This window comes from Magnetospira thiophila (assembly GCF_054657015.1).
In genome coordinates this window covers 562221-584779 of record NZ_BAAHXF010000001.1, presented here as the reverse complement: position 1 = coordinate 584779, position 22559 = coordinate 562221, and the positions used below count along the sequence as shown (strand labels likewise).

Genomic DNA, 22559 nt, shown 5'->3' with positions numbered 1-22559 from the left:
ATTGACAGAGATATTCAACCCGCATCCGTCACCAGGAATTGCGCATGATCCGTTTTATGATGTGATAATAATACGTTATACGAACCGCCCGTAACTGGGGCAAAAGTCCGGGCGGCGGCGGCCGACGGACTCACAATTGGTTGAATCGGCCACTGTTTCATGATTCTGTGGGGCATGGTCAAGCCACGCCCAGATATTGATGCGTTTTCACCGTTGGTGCTCAAGCCGCTGGCTCTGGGGCTGCTGGAAGAGAATGCCCGGCTGTCGTCGGAGAATGCGGCGTTGCGCGAGGAGATCGCGCGCTTGAAAGGACTGAAGGGCAAGCCGGACATCAAGCCACCATCGACGCCGTCCGGGATGGACAAGGCGACGGACAAGCGGTCGCGGCGAGAGAAGCGGCGGCGCGGGCCGAAGGCGCCGTCGGCGCCGGTCGAGGAGCGGATCGTCGTCGCCACCGCCATTCCGCCGGGGTCGCGGTTCAAGGGCTACGAAGACTTCACCATCCAGGACCTGAAGATCGAGCCGCGGGTCGTGCGCTATCGCCGCGAGCGCTGGCTGACGCCGGACGGGCGCACGGTGCTGGCGCCGCTGCCGGCCGGGATCGGCGACCACTTCGGCCCCGAGATCAAGCGCTTCATCCTCGCCCAATACCACCAGGGTCAGACCACGGTGCCGCGCCTGGTCGAGTTGTTGCGGATGCTCGGTGTGGACATCTCCAAGCGGCAGGTGGTGCGCATCCTGACCGATGCCAACGACGCCTTCGTCGCCGAGGCCCGCGACGTACTGCGGGCGGGGCTCACGCACGGCGGCTGGATCTCGGTGGACGACACCGGCGCCCGTCACCAGGGCAAGAACGGCGTCTGCACCCAGATCGGCAACGACGCCTTCACCTTCTTCGCCACCACCGGATCGAAGAGCCGGGCCAACTTCCTCGGCCTGCTGCGTGCCGGCCACGGCGACTATGTCCTCAACGACCAGGCTTTCGCCTACATGCGCCATCGTTGCCTTGCCGGTTCGGTCATCGCCACCCTGGCGGGGCACCCGGTGCGCCGCTTCGCCGACCACGCCGCGTGGCAGGCCCACCTCGGTGCGCTGGGCATCGCTGCCCTCAAGGTCCATCCCGCCCCGGTGACGATCGCCACCGAGGGTGCCTTGTGGGGCGCCGTCACTGCCCACGGCTTCCTCGACGGCACTGTGATCGTCTCCGACGATGCCGGCCAGTTCAATGTCGGCGAGCACGCCCTATGCTGGGTCCACGCCGAGCGGCTGGTCCACAAGCTCGACACCTTCACCGAGGCGGCCCGCGCCGCCAAGGAGAAGGTTCGTGGCCTGATCTGGTGGTTCTACGCCGACCTCAAAGCCTACCGCGCCGCCCCGGCCCCGCGCCGCAAGGCCGAACTGAAGACCCGTTTCGACCGCCTCTTCCGACGGCGCACCGGCTTCGCCACGCTGGACCGCCTGCTCGCTCGCCTTCACGCCAACAAGACCGAACTGCTGCGCGTCCTCGACCGGCCGGAAATCCCGCTCCACACCAACGGATCGGAAAACGACATCCGCTGCCAAGTCATCCGCCGCAAGGTCAGCGGCACCACCCGCAGCGACCCCGGACGTGACTGCCGCGACGCCTTCCTCGGCCTCGCCAAGACCTGCCGCAAACTCGGTATTTCGTTCTGGGACTTCCTCGAAACCCGCCTCGGCGCGGCCGTCGCTACGCCGGTGCCGCTCCTCCCGGAATTGGTCGCTGCCCGCTGCGGCGCCTGACCGCCCGGACTTTTGCCCCAGTTACAGGGATGTCTGTCAGGCTACTGCTTGAAGTCCCTTCTTCGCGACAAGCGTCAGAAGCTTAAGCGACGCGCCGCGTGGATGCTTTTCACCCCGCTCCCACTGACTAACGAGCCCAGTCGTGACATTCAGATAACGTGCAAAGACCGCCTGGCTGGCTTTCTCACGCAGGCGGATATCGCGAATTTGCTCTGCGGTCAGGTCCTCAACCGGCGTCAGGCACATTTCATCGAAGGCTTTCAATGTCTGTTTAGCCATGACCCCGGCATCCGTCAGCCCCATGGCTGTTTCGTGCACGGCCGCCAGCGCATCGCTCTTGTACTGCTTAGGCATTGCAATTCACCTCCATAATCGTTCCGTTCGCCATCGCCGCCTTCAGGGCGGCTTGGTTCAACTGAAGCATCTCTGCCGCCAACGCACGGAAAGCCTTCAACTCATCTTTCCGAATGTTATCCCGGTCGCTCTTCGCAAATCCGTAGACGAAGAATGAGCGCTCGCCCTGGCGAAACAACACGATGCTCCGAAACCCACCGGATTTACCCTGGCCCTTTCGAGCGATCCTCTGCTTGATCACACCGCCGCCAAGATCGGCGTCCACCAGCCCTGTTTCCGCCCGTTGAACGGCTTCGCATAATGCATCATCATGAATTCCTTCATGGTCAGCAAAGCGCGCAAATGGTTTAGTTTTATAAACGCGCATCAAGCCTCCCACGCTCCAGCCATTACACGGTTAATATAACACCAAGTGCTATAGATTTCAATCCAGCCGCAGTGGCCTGCTATCATCAATTCGTGCCATTTTGATGGTGACAGATTGGGGGCGCAAACAGCGGCTCACAACTGCTGCCGCCCCTTCCAGACGCTTAATGCTGTTTGATTTCCGTAAATTACCCATTGGTCTATATTCTATTAAGAATCAGGGTCACAGCCTATGACGAAGCGGCTGGGTATTCACCCCCTTCTACGGATGTAGCAATGACAAGCTCGCCTGAACCAGCCCGTGAAGACGGTTGATAGTGCCGAATAGGGCCGCTAGGTCGGACTCCAGGGCGATAGCCAGAGCGTCCTCGGACAGGGTCGGCCGTTCGAGGATCTCCAGTTCGGAAGCGATCTCCCACAGCACCCCGCCGACCAGCTTGGCCTCGAACTGCCGGGGGAAGCGAGCCTCGTGGGTGGTGAGGCCGATGCCACCCAACAGGTCGATCTCGAACCACTCGCCGCCTTCCTTGGCGTGCCAGCGGTACCAGGCCTCGAACAGGGCGAACTGCTTAGCACTCATCAGCCAGCGCACCGAGATGCGCGACGGCACCTGGGTGAAGCGCTTGCGCTGCCGGGCCGGACCGGCCTCCATCTCGGTGCGCAGGATCGCCTTGCCCGGACGGATGCCGTAGCCCTGCACTGTGGGCAGTGGTAGGGTCGTGGGCCATGTGATCGGCATTTGATAAATGTTTCCGCTTTTACAGCCTTAGCGAGGTGCGATACAGTCCCCTCAATGCAACCAGTCAAAGAGGAGAGGCAGATGTCGATCACTGAAAGCGACGTTGCCGTCGGGAAGTGCTACGCAACGACAACCAATCAACATCGAAGAGTTGTCGCTATTGATGGCGGCAAGGTTACCTATGAGTCATGGGGCGGAAACGTGTTGAACACCGGCGCTCCGCTCTCCCGAAATACGGCCAAGATCGAGACGTTCGTGGACGCTGTGGAGAAGGAAATCCCTTGCGATCCTTCGTTGCCTCAAATGCCTAAGTTGGATTGATCGGCAATTTCGTCATTCACCGATACGCCCCCGCAGCCGGGTTGAGCCCGTAGCGGCGTTCCAGGGTGGGCGCCAGGCCTTCGCCGCGTCCGATCTTGCGGCTCATCAGCATCTCCATCTGCTCGACGAAGACGTCGATCATCACCTCGCCGGCGGGGCCACGCCGGGTCTCGGTGCGGGCCTGGGTATTGGGCACGGTGTTGGTGACGGTGGGCTGGACGACCACGGTCACGCCGCCTCTTGGCATGTCCCTGTCGGGCCTCCGGCCCTCCTCGCCTCTTGGCCCGCCCGCCAGATTGAAGCGGTGGCGGGGATCGTCGCGGGTCAGCACCTCCTCGCCGAGCAGCTCGTCGGCGTCGTCACACCCCTGGAAGCCGAGCAGGTGTTCCTTGAGGTTCGCGCCGTCCTCTGGATGGCCGATTTCGCGGGCATCCCGGAGTCCATGTTCGCCCGTCAGTTACAGGCACACGACGAGCGGAATCGGGAAGGTTTCAGCATACAGTGATATGACTGCCGACTTGTCTACGCATAGACAAAATCGGTTCCATGTTCGGTTTGAAGTTCGGTCAGGGTTTAAAAGTGTCACAGACGGACGAAAGGTAAGTGATCCCAAGCGGTTAGGAAAACTCTGACCTAACTTCAAACTGCCTCTGTCGCGGTTGGAGTTTGTTCCAGGTTCCAGGTGATGGAAAATCCGGCGCAACGCCTAAGGTTTCTGCCGTTTGCGGGTCTTACGTGATGGGGGCGTCGGCGACAGTTCGACGGGCAAATCCGCGTCCTGTGCGGCGGAAGCCGACGACAGATGGTTTTGAGGTCAACAAGCAACCCACGCCGAAAAGTCTAAGTGGATCAACGCCGTCCGGGATAGACCAGCCTTGTCCGGGGTAGTCCTGGGTAGTTCCAGGTTTTACCAATCCTAAGTGTCGGGTTACAGCTTTGCCCCAGGGCGATCACGTCACTGGCCCGGCGAAGACGCGGATTTCGGCGGGCTCCAGGACGGTCGGCTGGCCGTGCGGAACCGGCTCTTTGGCGCGGTCGGGCGAAATCTCAATGCCCTGGCGCAGGTCGATGCCCATGTCGGGCAACCAGGCTTCGTGCCTTGTCCACATGTCGCGGTTGATCACCGCCACCGCCCAATGGCGGTTGTCGTTGGTCCGGCGGACCAATCCGGCGAAGCGTTGGTCGCCATTGAAGTCGATCCGATATTGCGGACCTTCCTCGTTGAGGGCCGGGGCGGAGGTCTTCATGCGATGCACCCGGGCAATGAAGTCGGAGAGATCGAACTGCGGCTGTTCCCAGTCCTCGGGGCGGGTCTCCACCACATGCAGGCGTTTGCGAAAACCGTACTCATAGCCAACCGGCATCATCACGCCGGAGGAGAAGAGGGCGGAGAACATGTAGCGCTGCTTATAGTGCCGCTCCACGTCCGGCAAGCCGGAAATGCCCTGCCAGCCGAGTTCGGTGATCATGCGTTCCGTATCGTGGCTTTCGGGAAAGCCAATGGTCGGCGCGATATGCCGATACTGCTCGTACTGATCGAGCAGCCAGGGCTCCTGGAAATCCCACCATTTTGAGGAATTGAACAGCAGATCGAATCCGGCCGGGGCGAGGGCTCTCACCTCGTCTGGCGAGCAGCCGAGGGTCTCGCCGGCGAACACCACATCGGCCTGTTGCGCTCTGGCTGCCTGGATGAGGGGATGCCAGATGCTGGCCGGAACCTGATAGGCGGCGTCACAGCGGAATCCGCGCACCCCCAGGCCCAGGTAGTGGGAAATCACATCTTTCCAGTAGGCCACCAGGGTGTTGCGATTGTCCTCGGAAGCATAGGCGATTTCCGCCAGATCTCCCCAGGTCACGACGCTGCCGTCATCCAATTTGCAACTGGGGGCGACCAAGGCCCCGTTGTCGTGGCGGAGATACCATTCCGGATGCTGGCCGACCAGAACCGAATCGTTGGCCGTATGGTTGATCACCAAATCCATCATGACCCCGACGCCCGCCGCTGCGCAGGCCTGGGCGAAGTCCCGCAGCAGGGCGTCGCCGTCAGCCTGTGCCGACACGAAATCTTCATTGTATCGGTAATAGTCCCTTATGGCGTACAGACTGCCCGAGCCGCCCGGCACCTGAATGGGATTGATGAAGATCCAATCGAATCCCATGCCCGCGATATGGGGAAGGCGCTCTTTCCAGGTCTCCATGGGGCCTGCGATGCGGGGAAACAGGTTATAGATTCGCGGGGCCGCGACCATGTGGTTCTCTCTCTTGGCTTGTTGAACACCGCAGTCCTGCGCGGGTTCCTATCGACGGAGGTTATTGATAGCTCGAAGCGGTGCCCATTCACAATTGATTATGTCACCCATTCGACCATGGAACCGCGAGAGACCGCCCCCTTGTTCTCTGCTACAATGGGTGGACAAGCGCAAGGGGGTGCCCATGGTGAAATCCAAATTCATCCAGGCCATGACGACCATCGCCGATGCCGGTCGGGAGATGATCGCCCCGCTGTTCGGCGGCGATGCCTCGCCCAGCCTTGAAAAACTGTGCCGCGAATTGATCTCGCACAAGGGCGAGGCCCTGGGCACCGCCTTGGGCCGCGAGGTCATCGACTCCTATACGGCGCTTGACGAGGCGGGACGTCTGCATTTTTTCGAGACCCTGCGTCAGGATTTCGAGCCCGACCCGAAACGCCTTTCCGAGGCCATCGCGGCTTTTCAAAGCGACCCTTCAGCGGAAAACCGCATGGTTCTCGAAAAGGTCGTCAAGGCACCGCGCCAGAGTCTCATCAAGGCCATCAACATGGCTCCGGGCGGCACGGCGGCGTTGCTGGGCATGCGCTCGGATTTGCTCCGTTTCACCAAGCTCAATCCCGCGCTCAAGGTCGTCGATGCGGATTTCCGCCACTTGTTCGAGGCCTGGTTCAACCGGGGCTTTTTGAGTATCGAACGCATTTCCTGGTCCACACCGGCGGTCATTCTTGAACAGCTCATCAAGTACGAGGCGGTGCATGAGATCCATGGCTGGAGCGATCTGCGACGGCGTCTGGATGCCGACCGCCGCTGCTTCGCCTTCTTTCATCCGGCCCTGCCCGGCGAGCCGCTGATTTTCATCGAAGTGGCGCTGACCCGAAACCTGGCCTCTTCGGTGCAGGATCTGCTGCATTCGGAGCCGGGCGCCGATGCCCGCGATGCCGATACCGCCACCTTCTATTCGATCAGCAATTGCCAGGCCGGTTTGGTCGGCATTTCGTTCGGCAATTTCCTGATCAAGCAGGTGGTGCTGGAGCTCAAGGAGGAATTACCTCAGATCACCACCTTTTCGACCCTGTCGCCAATCCCCGAGTTGGTCAACTGGATGCGCCGGACGCCGGTGGACGACGCCCTTGCCGCCCTCGGACTGCCCGAGGACATGGCGGAGGGGTATCGTCAGTTCCAGTCCCAGACGCCCCGCACGGTCGAAGAGGCGGGGGACGGAATCAGGCCGTTGTTGATGGCGGTTTGTGCCCGATATTTGGTTCACGCCAAGAACAAGGGCCTGCCGGTTGACCCGGTGGCCCGCTTCCATCTCGGCAATGGGGCTAGGCTCGAACGGATCAACTGGCAGGGCGACTGCTCGCCCAAGGGCCAGGAACAGTCCTTTTGCATGATGGTCAATTACCTCTATGCCCTCGATGCCATCGAAAAAAATCACGAAGCCTATACGGTCGACGGCAAGATCGCTTTGGGTAAGCCTGTCAAATCCTTGTTGTAGAAGGGTTTCCCTAACATGAGCCGGACTTACGATCTTCTTGACCAGCCCGAAATCCTCAGCGTGCTGTTCCATCCCCGCCGGGATACGCCCGCCGACGGCAGCGGCCTCCATGTGGCGATCCCGGTGGAGGCCCAATGTCATGTCGGCGGCAAGATCTATCCCGCCGGACCCTATGCGCCGGTGCTGTTGTATTTTCATGGCAACGGGGAAATCGCTTCGGACTATGACGACATCGCCCCGCTTTACGAAAGACTGGGCCTGTCCCTGTTCGTCGTCGATTTTCGCGGCTATGGACGCAGCGACGGCACGCCCACGGCGACGACGCTGGTCTCCGATGCCGTGGCCGTCTTCGAACAGGCCGAGGGACTTCTCAAGCAAGCGGGGCTCAAGGGTGAGAACCTGTTCGTCATGGGGCGTTCGATGGGCAGCGTTTCGGCGATTCACCTCGCGGCCCACGCCGGGGAGCGGATTCGGGGCCTGATCATCGAAAGCGGTTTCAGCGATACCTTCGGTCTCATCGAACGGATTGGCGGCGTCACAATGGAATCCGCAAACGAGGCCAGCGAGGGCTTTAACAACGGCGGCAAAATCGAAACCGTGAAGGTCCCGACCCTCATCCTGCACGGCCAGGAAGACTGGATCATCCCCATCGACGATGGCCGAGAGTTGTACCGGCGCTCGGGGGCCGAGGCCAAAAGAATCGTTGAGATCCCCGGGGCCGGGCATAACGACATTATTTCGGTGGGGCTGCGCGCGTATTTCCAGGCCATCGGGGAATTGGTGGCCGGTTAGTCAGACGTCGTCGTCGGGCAGCGCCATGATCGTAGCGGCACCGGCCCGTATGGCGCGGGCCAGCCCGAGAGTCTGCGGCAACAGGCGCGCGAAAAAGAATCGACCCACCGTCTGCTTGGTCTGGTGAAAGTCCGAGGTCGCGGCTCTCGATGCCGCCACATCCATCGCCCGCGCCCATTGATAGGCCATCGCCACCAAACCGAATAAACGCAGAAACGCCACCGCCCCGGCGGCCACGTCGTCCGGTGCGGCGGTGCGGCGGGCCTCCATCCAGGCCACGCTGTCGGCGAGCAGGCCGAGGGATTCGGACAACGGCGGGATCACGTCGCTCAAGTGAGGTGTGCTCTGGTGACGGTCGAGGAACCCGCGCACCTCGTGGATAAAGCGCTCCATCGCCGCGCCGTTGTCGCGCGGCAGCTTGCGCAGGACCAGATCGAGAGCCTGGATGCCGTTGGTGCCTTCGTAGAGACGCGCAATGCGGGCGTCGCGCTCGAACTGCTCCATGCCGTGGTCGCGGATATAGCCATGCCCGCCGTAAACCTGCACCCCCAGGCTGGCGACCTCCGAGCCCAGATCGGTGAACAGCGCCTTGACCATCGGGGTGAGCAACGCCACTGTTTCATCAGCGATGGCCCGCCGGGCCGGGTCCGGGTGACCAGTGGCGATATCCAACTGCCGTCCGACCCAACCGGCGATCATGCGGCAGCCCTCAGTATAGGAACGCATGGTCAATAACATCCGTCGCACGTCCGCATGGACAATGATCGGATCGGCCGGTTTGTCTGGATGTCGGGCATTGCCGAAGGCCCGACCTTGCAATCGCTGTTTGGCATAGGCCGCCGCATTTTGATATGATGCTTCCATAATGCCCAGGCCTTGCAGGCCGACGCTCAGGCGTTCCACATTCATCATGGTGAACATGGCAGAGAGTCCCTTGTGCGGTTCGCCGACCAGATGGCCCCGTGCCTCCTCGAAGATCATTTCGCAGGTGGCGGAGCCGTGCAGACCCATCTTTTTTTCGATGGCGGCGCAGTAGACGCCGTTGGTCGGACCCAGTCGGCCCGCCCCGTCGACCCTCCTTTGCGGCACGCAGAACAGGCTGATTCCCTTGGTGCCCGGTGGCGCATCGGGCAGGCGGGCCAGCACCAGATGAACGATGTTCTCGGTCAGATCATGGGCCCCGGAGGTGATGAAAATCTTGCTCCCGGAGATCGCGTAACTGCCGTCGGGCCGGAGAACCGCCTTGCTGCGCAACAGGCCCAGGTCGGACCCGGCCTGCGGTTCGGTCAGGCACATGGTCCCGGTCCATTGGCCGGAAACCAGCGGTTTCAGATAAATTTCCCTGATATGCGCATCGCCATGGGCCGCCAGCGCCCGATAGGCCCCGAGGGTGAGCACGGGATACAGGCTGAACGACAGATTGGCGGCGCAGAGCATCTCTTCGACCAGCAGATGCAGCGCCTTCGGCAACCCCTGTCCACCCTGTTCCGGGGGACAGGATAGGCCATTCCATCCGCCGTCAACGTAGGTCCGGTAGGCCGCGCGAAAGCCGTCCGGGGTGCTTACCGATCCGTTATCGAAGCGGCATCCTTGTTCGTCGCCCTGCCGGTTGAGGGGGGCGAGTACCTGCGTGCAGAGTTTCCCCGCCTGTTCAAGAATGGCCGCCACCAAATCCGCGTCCGGCTGGTCGTCCGGATCGAACAGATCCCAATAGACGAACAGCATGTCGCGCAGGGGAGGGACATAGGTCGGCAAGGTCGGCGTCTCCCGTCGAAGAGGGGCGGACTTCAGGTCTCTTTGAGACGATGCAACGGCAGGTGCGCCTCGACCGGCAGGGCGGGGCGGTCGGTCTCCGCTTCCGTCAGCGGCTCAACGGCCCGCAGACTGGCCAGCGAGCGGCGGGCAATCCGCTGATATTCCGCCGTGCCGCGCGCCTTCCAGGCGATTTCCGTCTCGCTCAGAGAACGCACCAGCTTGGCCGGAATGCCAGCCCATAAGGTACGCGGCGGAATCTGAGCCCCGGCCTTGACAAAGGACATGGCGGCAATGATGGCGGCGTCGCCGATGTCCGCATCGTCCATGATCACGCTGTTCATGCCGACGAGTACCCGGGGGCCGATCCGCGCTCCGTGCAGCACCGTGCCATGGCCGATGTGACCATCGACGCCGACGATGCAAGAGGCTTGCGGAAAGCAATGAAGGGTGCAGTTGTCTTGAATGTTGGCCCCGGCATGAACTTCGATGCGCCCGATATCGCCGCGCAGGGAGACCCCCGGCGCGATATAGCAGCCGGGACCCACATGAACGTCGCCGATCAGCACCGCCATCGGATGCACGAAGGCCTCCGGATGGACCACCGGAATGACGTCGTCGATGGCGTAGATCATGGCCATGTTTGAAAGCCCATCCCCGGAGGTGCTGCCCGGGCGGCGGAATATCCGGCCCGTTCCGTATTCGCTATCCCCCTACCATACATGACGAAAAGCTGAAATGCATTCATCCGGATGGGCTGGGTAAAAATAAGGGGATATCCTGGCGGAATTCCCTTTGGGGCGGCTCGAATCTGTTCCAATGTGTCGGTGAAAGACCGCGACGAGCCAGGCGGAAAGGACCGAACACATGAATGATCTGATAAGCCAGCTCAAGGAACTGATTACCTGGTTGGAAGCCAACTCCGGCATTTTCCTGGCCTATGCGCCGCGCATGGTCGGGGCGGTGCTGTTCCTCATCGTCGGCTGGTTCGGATCGCGCATGATCAGCCGTCTGACCCGTCGCCTGCTGGGTGCCGTCAACCGCTTGCTGGATCAGAAATGGCGCTCCGGGCTGGGGGCCGATATCCGATTGTCGGAAACGGTGATCGGCATCAGCGGCACCATCGCCTATTGGACGTTGTTGTTGTTGGTGCTCATTGGGACCTCGCGGATTCTCGGTCTGGAAGTATTCTCCGATTGGCTGGCCCGCATTCTGGCCCATATCCCGGCCGTCCTTGGTGCCGCCATCGTGGTGTTCGTCGGTTTCGTCATCAGCCAGTTCGTCCGCGAGGTGGTGATGGCCGCCCTGCGCCCGGTCATGGGAGCGCGGGCCCAGGCGCTGGCCAGCCTGTCACAGACCATGGTCGTGGTTGCCGCCCTGGTGGTCGGTCTCGGACAGGCCGGAATCGACACCACCTTGCTGGTCTCCATGGTGACCATTTTGATGGCCGGTCTGTTCGGCGGCATGGCGCTGGCCTTTGGCTTCGGGGCCAGAGATCTGGTGGCCAATCTGTTGGGCAGCCATCACCTGCGTGCCTCGGTGAGCGTCGGCCAACAGGTGCGGGTCGGCGAACTGCAAGGCAGCGTGATCCATACTTCGCCGACCAACATCACCATCGCCATCGAAGGCGGCAGCGCCGTCATTCCCGGGGCCATGTTCCAGCGCGAGCCGGTGCTCATCCTGGATGACGAAGGGGATGCCGATGACTGATTCCCTGCGTCTGGCGGCCATTCTGGTCGAGGATGACCCGGAAGCGGCGGCCGATTTGCTGGCCACCCTGCCCAGTGCCACGGCAACCGCCTTCATGGCGGAACTGCCCGAGGAGGTGTTGCCGCAAGTGGTCGGCCATGTGCCGGAGACCCTGGCCCGTGCCCTGCTCGGGTCGCTGGAGCTGGAAGCGGCGGCGCGGGTCCTGGCGGATATGGAATATCCGTTCAAGACCCAGGTGGCGCGCGCCCTGCCGACCTCCCTGCTGCGCCAGTTGCTGGAACGCCTGTCGCGCCGCGATGCCCGACAGATCCGCCGCGACCTGACCTATGCGCTGGACAGTGTCGGGGCCTGGATGGTGACCGCGACGACGGTGTTCGATGTCAACATGACGGTCGGTGAAATCCTCTCCATCCTGCGCAAGCGCCGCCGTCGTCCCGATGCGACCCTGGTGCTGATTGACACCAACAAGGTCTATGCGGGACTGGTCAACGGCAGCGTGCTGCTCGGGGCCGCCGAGCGGCAGCCGGTGAAGCGATATCTGGACACCAAGACCAAGGCGCTGATGCCGGAATCGCTGATTTTCGAGATCAATGGAAGTGAAGCCTGGCACCGCTATCTGTCTCTGCCGGTGGTCGGTCGCAATGGCGCGCTGCTGGGAATTCTGCACCGGGAGCGCCTGCACGACGCCCTGGTTTCCGAAACGCCCGAGGAGGAAATGGCGGGCGAAATGGGCGGCGTGCTCGGCCATTTGATGGAGGGAGCACTGGTCTGCGCGGCGGGCTTCAGCACCATGTTCACCAGCGCCGATCCCGGACGTGTCAGACGCCCGGTGGAGCGCAAGGAGAAACCCTCATGAGCGAGGTGGGGACGGCGGCGACGGCCATCAATGAACATTTCGCGGCGACCCAGCCGGGTCTGTTCGCCCGTCGGGTCGAGGAGTTTGCGCCGGACGAGGTGGTCAGCATCCTGCAAGGCCTGCCCGACAAGGTGCTGATCGAGGTTTGGGAGCGGTTGTCGCCCAACGTGGCGCGGGAAATCCTGCCCCATCTCCCCAAGCCGATCACCAATACCCTGCTCAACCAGTTGACCCCTACCGCATTGGTCAACCTGTTGTCCGACATGGATGAAGAGGACAAGACTCCCTACCTCGAACAGGTCAGCGCCGGGGTGCGGCGGGAAATTGATGCGGTGCTGGTCTATCCGGAAGATTCCGCCGGACGCAAGATGGACTCCCGCATCCTCGCCATGCGCGCCACCGATCTGGTCGGCGATGCCCTGGTGCGGTTGCGCCAGCACAAGAATACCCGGGTCATCTATACCATCGACGACGACATGCACCTGCTGGGCCGGGTCAGTCTTGAAGCGGTGGCCCTGTCCGGGTCGGAGACGGCTTTGGAGGCCCTGGCTGTCCCGGCGGAGGTGGTGGTCAATGCGGTCGATCCGCTGGAGGAAGTGGTCACCCTGTTCGAAACCCTCAACATCGAAGACCTGCCGGTGATCGACGTCGGCGGTCGGCTGGTCGGTCATTTCGAGCAACGCAAGATGGCGGCGGTGATCAAAAGCGACAGCACCTCCGACTTGCAGGCCATGGTCGGTGTGAGCCGTGACGAACGGGCCTTGTCTTCGCCTTTGTTTGCCGTGCGCAAGCGCATGGGCTGGTTGCAGATCAACCTGTTGACCGCATTTCTGGCGGCGGCGGTGGTCGGTCTGTTCGAGGGCACCATTGCCAAATACACCGCCCTGGCCGTGCTGTTGCCGGTGGTCGCCGGGCAGTCGGGTAATGCCGGGGCGCAGGCCCTGGCGGTGACCATGCGCGGCTTGGCCTTGCGGGAAATCACCCTGCGTCACTGGTGGCGCGTCACCTCCAAGGAGGCGCGGGTCGGCCTGTTGAACGGCTTAGGAATTGCCACGACCTGCGGCATCGGCGTGTTTATCTGGAGTGGCTCTCTGGGCTTGGTGCTGGTCATTACCACATCAATGGTCCTGGCGATGATTTCCGCCGGTCTGGCCGGGGCGTTGGTGCCTATCGTGCTGACCCGTCTGGGGCAGGACCCGGCCACCGCCTCGTCGATCATCCTGACCACGGTGACCGATATCGCCGGATTTTTCAGTTTTCTGGGCATCGCCACGCTTCTGTCGTCCTTATTGTAAAATCACTAATGACAAGACTCGGAGGAACTTGTCATAATCCGAGCCTCACAAGGGAATGTCTGAATGCCTGTCTGGAAAAGCCTGCTCAAGGATTACGATCCCGGCGACTATTTTTGTGAATTGCTGGGAGTGGCGAACCCCGAGGGTCGTCAACCGCCTGCCTCGTTGGCCAAGATCGCGCGGCGGCTGGACAAGCTCAACATCAAGACCCTGCGTCACCGCACCCGTGCGGCGGAGGCGGAGCTTTATAATCTCGGCATCACTTTCACCGTTTATTCCGACGCCCAGTCCATCGACCGTATCCTGCCGTTCGACGTCATTCCCCGGGTGTTGTCGGCCAAGGACTGGAGCACCATCGAGAGCGGTGTTCGCCAGCGCATTGCGGCGATCAACCTGTTCCTGCACGACATCTACCATGACCGGAAAATCCTCAAGGATGGCGTGGTGCCCAAGGACCTTGTGCTCGGCAACAGCAATTATTGCAAAAAGATGGTCGGCGTCGACGTGCCCGGCGGCACCTATGTGCATATCTGTGGCACCGATATCGTGCGCGACCTGGATGGCCGTTTCAAGGTGTTGGAAGACAATGCCCGCACCCCGTCCGGCGTCTCCTATGTCATCGAGAACCGGCATCTCATGCAGCGTACTTTCCCCGATCTGATCGACAAGGTGGGCCTGCGCCGGGTGTCCGATTATGGGTTGCGGCTGCATCAGGCGCTGGCCCAGGTGGCCCCCGAGGGGATGGACGAAAGCGACGCCAGCGTCGTGCTGCTGTCGCCAGGGGTCTACAACTCGGCCTATTTCGAGCATGTGTTCCTGGCCCGTGAAATGGGCGTGCCGCTGGTCGAGAGCTCCGATCTGGCGGTCGAGGATGACACGGTTTACATGAAAACCACCGCCGGCCTCGAACGGGTGCATGTGATCTATCGTCGCATCGACGATGCCTTCCTCGACCCCAAGGCCTTCCGCCCGGACAGCCTGTTGGGCGTGCCGAACCTGTTCAAGGCCTACGTGAAAGGCAATGTAACGCTGGCCAATGCGGTCGGCACCGGGGTTGCCGATGACAAGGCGGTCTATGCCTATATGCCGCGCATCATCGACTATTATCTGAGCGAAGCGCCGATTCTCGATAATGTGCCGACCCACATCTGCCGCGAGCCGGAAGGGCTGGCCTATACGATGGAGCATCTGGCCGAACTTGTGGTCAAACCGGTCGGGGAGGCGGGCGGCTATGGCGTGCTGATTGGTCCCCGGGCCTCGGCGGCCGACCTGGCCAAGCGCCGCGTCGAACTGCAAAACAACGCTGCCAATTACATCGCCCAGCCGGTGGTCGGACTGTCCGTTTGTCCGACCCTGACCTCGGGCGGCATCGAACCCCGTCATGTGGATCTCAGGCCGTTCGCCGTCACCGGCCGCGGCACCTGGGTTCTGCCCGGGGGGCTCACGCGCGTCGCCCTGACCAAGGGCTCGCTGGTCGTCAATTCCTCGCAAGGGGGTGGCTCGAAGGATACCTGGGTCCTTGAAAAATAGTCTGCTTGCACGTTTTGCCGAGAATATCTTCTGGCTCGCCCGATACATGGAGCGGGCCGAGAATCTGGCGCGCATCATCGACGTGACCGAGACCCATGCCCGCGATGCGGAGGGCAATCAGAATTGGCAGGCGATTCTTGAAATGAACGCCGATCTGGATCGTTTCAAGAAATTGCATGGCGACATCACCGACCGCAACGTGATCTATTTCTATGTTCTCAGTCGCGACAATCCCACCTCCATCCTGTCATCGGTGACCAGCGCCCGTGAGAACGCCCGTTCGTTGCGTCATTTGATCAGCACCGAAATGTGGTCGCAGATCAACATGTTCCAGGCATGGCTTGGCGGCCTGCAACGGCGCGACATCATGGCCAAGAAGCTGGTCGGGGTGTGCGGCCATATCAAGGAAGCCTGTCAGACCCATACGGGCATCACCGAGGGCACCCTGTATCAGGATCAAGGCTGGTGCTTCTATTGGATGGGCAAGTCGGTGGAGCGGCTTGATCAGGCCTCCCGACTGATTGACATCGGCTATCGGCAGGCTCTGCTGTCGGGCAAGGATATCGCGGCCCAGGAGCTGGAATCCCACTGGAATGGACTGCTGCGCTCGGCCTCTGGATATCAGGCCTTCCGCCGTACCCATCGCATTCACCTGCGGCCCCAAGAGGTCATCCAGTTCTTATTGCTGGATAGCGATTTCCCGCGCTCTCCCATGGCCTGTACTGAGGCGACCCGATACCAATTGCGTCGTCTGGAAGATCGCTTCGGCGTTGAGAGCGGGCGTCAGGCGCTGGTCATTCTCGACGATCTTCGGGCGCATTTCCTGGCCACCGACCTGCCGGAGGTGCTTGCTGCGGATTTCCATGCCTATATCGACAACCTGCAACGCCGTTTGGCCCAGTTCACCAACGCCCTCGGGCAGGGATGCTTCGGGCTGCCGTCTTGATCCTGGGCCGCGTGTCGTCCGGGGTTTCAAACTCCAGCATTTTCCCACGAGAGGTTCCGTTTTCCGATGAATGCCCCACGCCATGAAAGCAAGCCCAAGCTGGTGGTCCGCAATGCCCTGATCAAGGACATTCCTGAAATCTGCGCGCTGTACAGCAAGGTCTACCCCAATTTCCCGCCCTACACTTCGGCACAGATCCGGGGACATATTCAGAATTTTTCCCTCGGACAGTTCGTCTGCGTCTATGAGGGGAACGTGGTCGGCTATTGCGCGACTTTCCGGATTTCCGAGGCCATCGCTTTTGCGCCCCACAACTGGATGGAAATCACCGGCGGCGGCTATGCGTCGCGCCACGATCCGGAAGGGGAGTGGCTGTACGGCATGGAGGTCTTCGTCGATCAGTCCATGCGCGGCTATCGTATCGGCCAGCGCCTGTATAATGAGCGCAAGGGTCTCTGTGTCCGGCTGGGGCTCAAGGGTATCGTGTTCGGAGGACGGCTGCCAGGTCTGTCGAAGCGCTGGAAAAAAGTCGGCTCGGCCGAGACCTATGTGGAGATGGTGAAAGAGAAAAAGCTCCGTGACAATGTCCTCGGCTTTCAGATGCGCAACGGGTTTGAGGTCGTTGGCGTCCTGCACGACTATCTGGATATCGACCGGGAATCCATGGGCTGCGCGGCCCATCTGGCCTGGCACAATCTGAAATATCAGGCCCCGGAATCCGGTCGGCGGGCCCGTCAGCGTGGCCGCATTCCCGATACGGTGCGGGTGGCTTTGGTCCAGTACCAGCAGCGGCGAGTCGGCTCGTTCGAGGAGTTCGGCCATCAGGTGGAATACTTTGTCGATGTGGTGGCCGACTACAAGGCCGATTTCGTGGTCTTTCCCGAGTTGTTCACCCTGCAATTGCTGTCCATCGAGAACAAGCATGTGTCCGCCTCGGAGGCCATTGAGGCGCTGACCAATTATACCGAGCCGTTGAAGAAGCTGCTTTCGGAACTGGCCGTCAGCTACAACATCAACATCATCGGCGGTTCCCATCCGACCCACGACGAGCACGGCGCGGTGCTCAATATCTGCTACGTCTGCCTGCGCGACGGCTCCATCCACCAGCAGGCGAAGATCCATCCGACACCCAACGAGCGTTACTGGTGGAACATTGAGGGCGGGAACGACCTGCAGGCGATCATGACCGACTGCGGCCCCATCGGGGTGATGATCTGCTACGACTCGGAATTCCCGGAACTGGCCCGCCACCTGACCGACCAGGGGGCGCAGATTCTGTTCATTCCTTTCTGTACCGACGAGCGGCAGAGCTACATGCGGGTCCGCTACTGTGCCCAGGCCCGGGCGGTGGAAAATCAATGCTACGTGGTCATGGCGGGCAATGTGGGCAACCTGCCCAATGTGGAGAACATGGATATCCAGTATTCCCAGAGCTGCATTCTCACCCCCTGCGACTTTCCGTTCGCCCGCGATGGGGTTGCCGCCGACACCACCCCGAACGTGGAAATGGTGGCCTTCGCCGATCTGCGGATCGACGACCTGACCGCGTCGCGCAATTCCGGGACGGTGCAGAACCTCAAGGATCGCCGGTTTGATCTCTATTCGGTCAACTGGAACCGGCTCAAGAAATAGTCGAAAGAATAGACGGCGTGCCGTTGGGGGTCAGGCCGCGGTCGCCTTCTTGTCCCGGGGCAGCGCCGCAAGCAGGGCTTCGGCCATGACGCGGGTGTCTCGGGCGATGGCCGGGTTTTCAGTCACCATGGCGGTGATGATGGCGCCATCCATCAAGATTCCCAGTTGGTGGGCGACGCCTTGGGGGTCCGCATACCCCGCCTGTTGGGCAAGGTCTGCGATGGGGGCCAGGACCTTTTTCTTGTGTGACAAGGTCAGTTCGCGGATCAAGGCGTCCGTTTTGTTGTGTTCGGCCATCGCGTTGAGAAAGGCGCAGCCGAAGAAGTCTTCGCGGGCAAACCATTTCTCCAACACATTGAAGACACCGAGCAGCCGGTCCTTGGGCGTGGTGCCGGTCCGCTGGAGTTCCTCTTCGTACCAGGCGCGCCAGGTTTCTCCCTCGCGCTCCAGGGCAGCGCGGATCAGGCCCCGCTTGGACCCGAACCGGTTGTAAAGGGTCATGCGTGCGACACCGGATTCCTCAATGATCCGGTCGATCCCGGTGGCATGGATTCCTTCTTCACAGAACAGGCGGATCGCGGTGTCTAGGATCCGGTCCTTGGCCCCCGACACGGCTCCCGCGCCACAGGTGCTTTTCTTGGTCTCGGGCATTGCTGTTCCCCATTCATCAAAACCGCATTGACCGCATCAAGCAAAAAGTCTGCCGGTTTTGCCTCCCTTGGCCCCTGACCTTCATTATATGCCCAATGAAGCGCTTTTCCGCAACAGCTACGCACCTCTTGCCAGGAACAAGATCGGTGCCCAGGCGCTCAAACTTTCATCATATACTGATCGTTCTATCTATGACCTTGTTTTTGTGAGGAGATTCCTGCGCTGAAATGTTGGCGGTGGCATGAATCCGCAGTGTCAGGCATTGTAATGTGGGCATAATATGTTGTTTTTAAATGATATAAATAGCAGTTGCACAATGTTTAATCGATGATCAATTATGCCTTAAAATTATGCATTTTGAGCGGGTGGCACGTCCTTGTCTGCTTCTGAGAATGAGCACGAGGGGCGGAATTCCGCCCTTTTCTTTTTTTCTCTCAGGTTGGCACGGCATGTGCGAGGGAGTGGATAGACCGGTCTTGCTAATTGAGGGCTGGTCCAGGCAAACCGCAACCGGAAGGGAAGCGCAACATGTCCACTGGCGCCCACATCCTGATCGAGGGTCTGACCCACCGCTACAAGGCGAAGGGCGATGTGGTGCTGGACGACATCAATGTGGAAATCGAACCCGGCCAGGCCTTGGCGATCATTGGCCGGTCCGGTTGTGGCAAGTCCACCCTTTTGCATTTGGTGGCCGGATTGATGAAACCCTTCGAGGGCAAGATCTGGATCGACGGGCTGCATGTAACCGATCCCTCGCCCAAGTGGATCATGATGTTTCAGGCTCCGAGCCTGTTTCCCTGGATGACGGTGAAGGATAACGTCACCCTCGGCTTACGCTTTTCCGGCCGCACGCAGGGACTCGACGACAAGGCGCGGGAACTGCTCGAACTGGTGCACCTGGAAGACTTTGCCGAAACCAACGTGCAGGACCTGTCCGGCGGCCAGCAGCAGCGGGTCGCCCTGGCCCGCTCCCTGGCCACGGAGCCGGAGGCGTTGCTGCTCGATGAGCCCTTTTCCGCTCTTGATGCCTTCACCCGCGCCACCTTGCAGCGTGAAGTCCGGGCCATCGCCAAGAAGCTGAAATTAACTCTGATCTTTGTGACCCACGACATCGACGAGGCCGCCATCATGGCCGACCGAGCGCTGATCATGAGCGCCAATCCGGGCCGTGTGCGGGCCGATGTCATCATGGACCTGCCGGAAGTCCGCGACCGCAACAGCGCCGCCGTCAAGGCCGAGAAGAACCGCCTGCTTTCCATTTTCGAGGACACCGTCGGTCAGGCCGTCGGTGCCGATCCATCCAACGCCGAGGACTTGGAGGACGAAGACGGAGAAGGTCCCGTCCCGGCCAGACTCGGTGCCGCTTGAGTATTCACAGACACCGCTCGACCGCAAAAGGAGATAGAGCATGAGTGACAAAGACCTGTTGGCCCTGAACGAAGATTGGACGTCCGACGATTGGACCCGCCGCGAGACCCTGGAGCGGATGGCTGCCGGTGGCATGGCGGCCCTCCTGGGATCGAGCCTGCTGCCCGGAGCCGCCCGGGCGGCGGTCCCCGACGACGGCGTGGTGCGTATCGGTTACCTGCCAATCACCGATGCCACCGCCTTGCTGGTGGCGCACGGCATGGATTTCTTCAAGGATGAAGGCCTGGAGGCCGAACAACCGACCCTGATCCGTGGCTGGTCGCCGTTGATCGAGGGCTTTGCGGCCAAGAAGTTCAATCTGGTGCACTTCCTCAAGCCGATCCCGGTCTGGATGCGCTACAACAACAACTACCCGGTCAAGATCATGGCCTGGGCGCATACCAATGGCTCCGGTCTGGTGGTCGGCAAGGACACCGGCATCACCGACTTTTCGCAACTCGGCGGCAAGCAGGTGGCGGTACCCTATTGGTACTCCATGCATAACATCGTGCTGCAAATCGCCTTGCGCAGCGCCGGGGTCAAGGCCGTCATCAAGGGCCAAGGCGAACCCCTGGCCAATGACGAGTGCAATCTTCAGGTCATGCCGCCGCCGGACATGCCGCCCGCTCTCGCCGCCAAGAAAATCGACGCCTACATCGTCGCCGAGCCGTTCAACGCCATGGGCGAGTTGAAGGCCGGGGCCAAGATGCTGCGCTTCACCGGCGATATCTGGAAGAACCATCCCTGCTGCGTCATCTGCATGCAGGAGGAGGACACCAAGGAAAAGAAGGAGTGGACCCAGAAGGTCATGAACGCCATCGTCAAGGCGCAGATCTATGCCTCCCAGAACAAGAAGGAGGTGGCCCACATGCTGTCGCGCGACGGCAAGAAATATCTGCCCATGCCGGCGGACGTGGTTGAACGGGCCATGACCTTCTACGACGATGCGGCCTATGCCTCTCCCGATGCCATTCAGCATCCGGAATGGGGCAACGGGCGGGTGGATTTCCAGCCCTGGCCCTACCCTTCGGCAACCAAGATGATCATCGAGGCGATGAACAACACGGTGGTCGGCGGCGATACGACCTTCCTGTCCAAGCTCGATCCCGAATTCGCGGTCGGCGATCTGGTGGACTACGACTTCGTCAAGGCGGCGTTGGAGAAGTTCCCGGACTGGAAAAAGGACCCGTCGGTCAATCCGTCCGATCCTTACGCCCGTGAAGAAATCGTCGCGGTGTAATCAGAGATGACCAGCCAAGCCATCACAGCTAAACAGGGGACCCGGGGGTCGTCTTTATCGACGGCGACCCTCGCCAGCGCCCCCCTGCTCAAGAAAATCACGCCGCCCGCGGCGGGGATCGGTGGCCTGTTCGCCCTGTGGTGGCTTGGCGGCTATCTGATTGCGGCCAATCCGGATACCGCCTCGTTCGCTGATTTCGGACCGGCTCCGGCATTGGATGCTTTTTGGCGCATCCTCACCGAGGGCGAGTTCTGGAGCATGTCGGTCCCCAGTCTGGAGCGTATCGGCGGCGGCCTGTTCTGGGCGGTTGTCCTGGGCGTGCCGACCGGCATCCTGATCGGACGGAAACCCATGTTGCGGGCCGTCACCCATGTGCCCTTCCAATTTCTGCGCATGATCTCGCCGCTCAGTTGGATGCCGGTTGCCGTGCTGGTTTACGAAAGCTGGGACGGGGCCATCGTGTTTCTGATTGCCATGGCGGCGGTCTGGCCGGTGACCTTCGCCACCGCCAACGGGTTGCGCAAAGTCGATCCCAGTTGGTTCAAGGTGGCCCGCAATCTCGGGGCCAACGGGTTTCAGATGTTGCGCTACGTGATATTGCCCGCCATTGCCATGGATGTGCTGACCGGCATTCGCCTGGCGCTCGGCGTGGCCTGGATCGTGTTGGTCCCGGCCGAATATCTCGGAGTGACCTCCGGTCTGGGTTATTCCATCAACGACGCCCGCGATACCCTCGAATATGACCGACTGGCGGCCATCGTGTTGATCATCGGACTCATCGGGTTCGCGCTGGACGGCTTTTTGCTGTGGTTGATCAAACGCACTTCCTGGGTTCGGGAGACCTGACAAACCACGCTGTTCTTTATCAAAAAACACTCTCAATCGAATCTACAAAGGAGACTTCACCATGACTGCCAATACCGCAATGACCGCCTGCCTGCTGCCGATCGACAAAAACGGCCTCAATGGACTCATTGAAAAGAGCAAGGAAAACCCGCAGGCAATCAAGACCCTGAAGTGCAAGACCATCGCCGAGGGCAAGTTCCGTCATCTGAACATGATCCGCGATCTGGAGCCCTACATCGTCGATGAGCCGCCGGTGCTGCTGGGCGACGACACGGCCCCCAATCCCTCCGAGGCCGCGCTGGCCGCGCTGGGCTCCTGCATTGCCGTCGGCATTCACGCCAACGCCGTGCACCGGGGCATCACCATCCGCAAACTGGAACTGGAACTGGAAGGCGATCTGAACATCACCGCCGTTTGGGGCTGTGGCGACGTCTCCGAAAAGCCGGTCGGCTTCACCGACGTGCGGGTCAAGGTCGACCTGGATTGTGACGCCTCCGAGGAAGACAAGGCGGCGCTGCTCGCTCATGTGAAGCAATGGTCGCCGGTGGCCAATACCTACACCCGTCCGGTCAATCTGGAATTGGGCCTCATGTAAGCGGCTCGGCACCCCTGAG

23 protein-coding genes are annotated in these 22559 nt (G+C 61.2%); 15 read left to right on the top strand and 8 right to left on the bottom strand.

Annotated elements, in window-relative coordinates:
• Positions 1-159 precede the first annotated feature (159 nt).
• Complete coding sequence (locus ACYQ1P_RS02735) at positions 160-1761, top strand: IS66 family transposase (RefSeq protein ID WP_460018845.1); 1602 nt, start codon at positions 160-162, stop codon at positions 1759-1761.
• 36 nt (positions 1762-1797) lie between these two features.
• Here ACYQ1P_RS02735 and ACYQ1P_RS02730 read toward each other — a convergent pair whose 3' ends face one another.
• From ACYQ1P_RS02730 to ACYQ1P_RS02720, 3 genes are all read right to left on the bottom strand, one after another.
• Entirely contained in the window at positions 1798-2115 is a 318-nt protein-coding gene (locus ACYQ1P_RS02730; protein ID WP_460018844.1) for a helix-turn-helix domain-containing protein, read from the bottom strand.
• Positions 2108-2482 (bottom strand): type II toxin-antitoxin system RelE/ParE family toxin, encoded by a 375-nt coding sequence (locus ACYQ1P_RS02725; RefSeq protein ID WP_460018843.1) that lies wholly within the window; start codon positions 2480-2482, stop codon positions 2108-2110. Before ACYQ1P_RS02725 ends, ACYQ1P_RS02730 begins: the two co-directional genes overlap by 8 nt.
• Positions 2483-2743: 261 nt before the next feature.
• Positions 2744-3220 carry a hypothetical protein gene (locus ACYQ1P_RS02720; protein WP_460018842.1) on the bottom strand — a complete coding sequence of 159 codons (477 nt, stop codon included), beginning with the start codon at positions 3218-3220 and terminating at the stop codon, positions 2744-2746.
• 81 nt (positions 3221-3301) lie between these two features.
• On the opposite strand from ACYQ1P_RS02720, the gene ACYQ1P_RS02715 reads away from it, so the two are divergent.
• Complete coding sequence (locus ACYQ1P_RS02715) at positions 3302-3541, top strand: eL34 family ribosomal protein (protein ID WP_460018841.1); 240 nt, start codon at positions 3302-3304, stop codon at positions 3539-3541.
• Positions 3542-3557: 16 nt separating this feature from the next.
• Here the strand turns inward: ACYQ1P_RS02715 and ACYQ1P_RS02710 are convergent, their stop codons facing one another.
• Positions 3558-3788, bottom strand: a complete 231-nt coding sequence (locus ACYQ1P_RS02710) for a hypothetical protein (RefSeq protein ID WP_460018840.1) — start codon at positions 3786-3788, stop codon at positions 3558-3560.
• Positions 3789-3845: 57 nt separating this feature from the next.
• Between ACYQ1P_RS02710 and ACYQ1P_RS02705 the strand changes: the two genes are divergently transcribed.
• The gene (locus tag ACYQ1P_RS02705; protein WP_460018839.1) at positions 3846-4046 is read left to right on the top strand and encodes a hypothetical protein; all 201 of its coding nucleotides are present in this window, start codon (positions 3846-3848) and stop codon (positions 4044-4046) included.
• A gap of 445 nt (positions 4047-4491) precedes the next feature.
• Here ACYQ1P_RS02705 and ACYQ1P_RS02700 read toward each other — a convergent pair whose 3' ends face one another.
• Positions 4492-5790, bottom strand: coding sequence for an alpha-amylase family glycosyl hydrolase (locus tag ACYQ1P_RS02700; protein WP_460018838.1), 1299 nt, complete (start codon positions 5788-5790; stop codon positions 4492-4494).
• Between the two features lie 184 nt (positions 5791-5974).
• On the opposite strand from ACYQ1P_RS02700, the gene ACYQ1P_RS02695 reads away from it, so the two are divergent.
• Positions 5975-7288 carry a malonyl-CoA decarboxylase gene (locus ACYQ1P_RS02695; RefSeq protein WP_460018837.1) on the top strand — a complete coding sequence of 438 codons (1314 nt, stop codon included), beginning with the start codon at positions 5975-5977 and terminating at the stop codon, positions 7286-7288.
• Positions 7289-7303: 15 nt separating this feature from the next.
• The gene (locus tag ACYQ1P_RS02690) at positions 7304-8080 is read left to right on the top strand and encodes an alpha/beta hydrolase (RefSeq protein ID WP_460018836.1); all 777 of its coding nucleotides are present in this window, start codon (positions 7304-7306) and stop codon (positions 8078-8080) included.
• On the opposite strand, the gene ACYQ1P_RS02685 is transcribed toward ACYQ1P_RS02690, so the two are convergent.
• Both ACYQ1P_RS02685 and ACYQ1P_RS02680 read right to left on the bottom strand, forming a co-directional pair.
• Positions 8081-9835: an acyl-CoA dehydrogenase C-terminal domain-containing protein gene (locus tag ACYQ1P_RS02685; protein ID WP_460018835.1), complete on the bottom strand. Its 1755-nt coding sequence runs from the start codon at positions 9833-9835 to the stop codon at positions 8081-8083.
• Between the two features lie 32 nt (positions 9836-9867).
• Positions 9868-10473 (bottom strand): acyltransferase, encoded by a 606-nt coding sequence (locus ACYQ1P_RS02680; protein WP_460018834.1) that lies wholly within the window; start codon positions 10471-10473, stop codon positions 9868-9870.
• 226 nt (positions 10474-10699) lie between these two features.
• Between ACYQ1P_RS02680 and ACYQ1P_RS02675 the strand changes: the two genes are divergently transcribed.
• The 6 genes from ACYQ1P_RS02675 to ACYQ1P_RS02650 all read left to right on the top strand — a co-directional run bounded on the left by ACYQ1P_RS02675 (position 10700) and on the right by ACYQ1P_RS02650 (position 17801).
• Complete coding sequence (locus ACYQ1P_RS02675; RefSeq protein ID WP_460018833.1) at positions 10700-11542, top strand: mechanosensitive ion channel family protein; 843 nt, start codon at positions 10700-10702, stop codon at positions 11540-11542.
• Complete coding sequence (locus tag ACYQ1P_RS02670; protein WP_460018832.1) at positions 11535-12398, top strand: magnesium transporter MgtE N-terminal domain-containing protein; 864 nt, start codon at positions 11535-11537, stop codon at positions 12396-12398. The genes ACYQ1P_RS02675 and ACYQ1P_RS02670 overlap by 8 nt, the downstream gene beginning before the upstream one ends.
• On the top strand, positions 12395-13693 hold the full coding sequence (gene mgtE / locus ACYQ1P_RS02665; RefSeq protein WP_460018831.1) for a magnesium transporter: 1299 nt from the start codon (positions 12395-12397) through the stop codon (positions 13691-13693). The genes ACYQ1P_RS02670 and mgtE overlap by 4 nt, the downstream gene beginning before the upstream one ends.
• 63 nt (positions 13694-13756) lie before the next feature.
• On the top strand, positions 13757-15223 hold the full coding sequence (locus ACYQ1P_RS02660; RefSeq protein ID WP_460018830.1) for a circularly permuted type 2 ATP-grasp protein: 1467 nt from the start codon (positions 13757-13759) through the stop codon (positions 15221-15223).
• A complete protein-coding gene (locus ACYQ1P_RS02655; protein WP_460018829.1) occupies positions 15213-16169 on the top strand; it encodes an alpha-E domain-containing protein in 957 nt (318 codons plus the stop codon). The genes ACYQ1P_RS02660 and ACYQ1P_RS02655 overlap by 11 nt, the downstream gene beginning before the upstream one ends.
• A 66-nt stretch (positions 16170-16235) precedes the next feature.
• Complete coding sequence (locus ACYQ1P_RS02650; RefSeq protein WP_460018828.1) at positions 16236-17801, top strand: carbon-nitrogen hydrolase family protein; 1566 nt, start codon at positions 16236-16238, stop codon at positions 17799-17801.
• A 30-nt stretch (positions 17802-17831) separates the two neighbouring features.
• Here the strand turns inward: ACYQ1P_RS02650 and ACYQ1P_RS02645 are convergent, their stop codons facing one another.
• Positions 17832-18452, bottom strand: a complete 621-nt coding sequence (locus tag ACYQ1P_RS02645) for a TetR/AcrR family transcriptional regulator (RefSeq protein ID WP_460018827.1) — start codon at positions 18450-18452, stop codon at positions 17832-17834.
• A gap of 528 nt (positions 18453-18980) precedes the next feature.
• Here ACYQ1P_RS02645 and ACYQ1P_RS02640 point away from each other — a divergent pair.
• The 4 genes from ACYQ1P_RS02640 (at position 18981) to ACYQ1P_RS02625 (ending at position 22540) form a co-directional block, all read left to right on the top strand.
• Entirely contained in the window at positions 18981-19820 is an 840-nt protein-coding gene (locus tag ACYQ1P_RS02640; protein ID WP_460018826.1) for an ABC transporter ATP-binding protein, read from the top strand.
• 40 nt (positions 19821-19860) lie between these two features.
• Positions 19861-21099 carry an ABC transporter substrate-binding protein gene (locus ACYQ1P_RS02635; protein ID WP_460018825.1) on the top strand — a complete coding sequence of 413 codons (1239 nt, stop codon included), beginning with the start codon at positions 19861-19863 and terminating at the stop codon, positions 21097-21099.
• 6 nt (positions 21100-21105) lie between these two features.
• Positions 21106-21945, top strand: coding sequence for an ABC transporter permease (locus ACYQ1P_RS02630; RefSeq protein WP_460018824.1), 840 nt, complete (start codon positions 21106-21108; stop codon positions 21943-21945).
• A 61-nt stretch (positions 21946-22006) separates the two neighbouring features.
• Positions 22007-22540 (top strand): OsmC family protein, encoded by a 534-nt coding sequence (locus ACYQ1P_RS02625; RefSeq protein ID WP_460018823.1) that lies wholly within the window; start codon positions 22007-22009, stop codon positions 22538-22540.
• Positions 22541-22559 lie beyond the last annotated feature (19 nt).

Excerpts from the sequence above, each read along its gene's own strand:
- ACYQ1P_RS02735 (WP_460018845.1), top strand. The coding sequence starts at position 160 with ATGATTCTGTGGGGCATGGTCAAGCCACGCCCAGATATTGATGCGTTT.
- ACYQ1P_RS02730 (WP_460018844.1), bottom strand. The coding sequence starts at position 2,115 with ATGCCTAAGCAGTACAAGAGCGATGCGCTGGCGGCCGTGCACGAAACA.
- ACYQ1P_RS02725 (WP_460018843.1), bottom strand. The coding sequence starts at position 2,482 with ATGCGCGTTTATAAAACTAAACCATTTGCGCGCTTTGCTGACCATGAA.
- ACYQ1P_RS02720 (WP_460018842.1), bottom strand. The coding sequence starts at position 3,220 with ATGCCGATCACATGGCCCACGACCCTACCACTGCCCACAGTGCAGGGC.
- ACYQ1P_RS02715 (WP_460018841.1), top strand. The coding sequence starts at position 3,302 with ATGTCGATCACTGAAAGCGACGTTGCCGTCGGGAAGTGCTACGCAACG.
- ACYQ1P_RS02710 (WP_460018840.1), bottom strand. The coding sequence starts at position 3,788 with ATGCCAAGAGGCGGCGTGACCGTGGTCGTCCAGCCCACCGTCACCAAC.
- ACYQ1P_RS02700 (WP_460018838.1), bottom strand. The coding sequence starts at position 5,790 with ATGGTCGCGGCCCCGCGAATCTATAACCTGTTTCCCCGCATCGCAGGC.
- ACYQ1P_RS02695 (WP_460018837.1), top strand. The coding sequence starts at position 5,975 with ATGGTGAAATCCAAATTCATCCAGGCCATGACGACCATCGCCGATGCC.
- ACYQ1P_RS02690 (WP_460018836.1), top strand. The coding sequence starts at position 7,304 with ATGAGCCGGACTTACGATCTTCTTGACCAGCCCGAAATCCTCAGCGTG.
- ACYQ1P_RS02680 (WP_460018834.1), bottom strand. The coding sequence starts at position 10,473 with ATGGCCATGATCTACGCCATCGACGACGTCATTCCGGTGGTCCATCCG.
- ACYQ1P_RS02675 (WP_460018833.1), top strand. The coding sequence starts at position 10,700 with ATGAATGATCTGATAAGCCAGCTCAAGGAACTGATTACCTGGTTGGAA.
- ACYQ1P_RS02670 (WP_460018832.1), top strand. The coding sequence starts at position 11,535 with ATGACTGATTCCCTGCGTCTGGCGGCCATTCTGGTCGAGGATGACCCG.
- mgtE (WP_460018831.1), top strand. The coding sequence starts at position 12,395 with ATGAGCGAGGTGGGGACGGCGGCGACGGCCATCAATGAACATTTCGCG.
- ACYQ1P_RS02660 (WP_460018830.1), top strand. The coding sequence starts at position 13,757 with ATGCCTGTCTGGAAAAGCCTGCTCAAGGATTACGATCCCGGCGACTAT.
- ACYQ1P_RS02650 (WP_460018828.1), top strand. The coding sequence starts at position 16,236 with ATGAATGCCCCACGCCATGAAAGCAAGCCCAAGCTGGTGGTCCGCAAT.
- ACYQ1P_RS02645 (WP_460018827.1), bottom strand. The coding sequence starts at position 18,452 with ATGCCCGAGACCAAGAAAAGCACCTGTGGCGCGGGAGCCGTGTCGGGG.
- ACYQ1P_RS02640 (WP_460018826.1), top strand. The coding sequence starts at position 18,981 with ATGTCCACTGGCGCCCACATCCTGATCGAGGGTCTGACCCACCGCTAC.
- ACYQ1P_RS02635 (WP_460018825.1), top strand. The coding sequence starts at position 19,861 with ATGAGTGACAAAGACCTGTTGGCCCTGAACGAAGATTGGACGTCCGAC.
- ACYQ1P_RS02630 (WP_460018824.1), top strand. The coding sequence starts at position 21,106 with ATGACCAGCCAAGCCATCACAGCTAAACAGGGGACCCGGGGGTCGTCT.
- ACYQ1P_RS02625 (WP_460018823.1), top strand. The coding sequence starts at position 22,007 with ATGACTGCCAATACCGCAATGACCGCCTGCCTGCTGCCGATCGACAAA.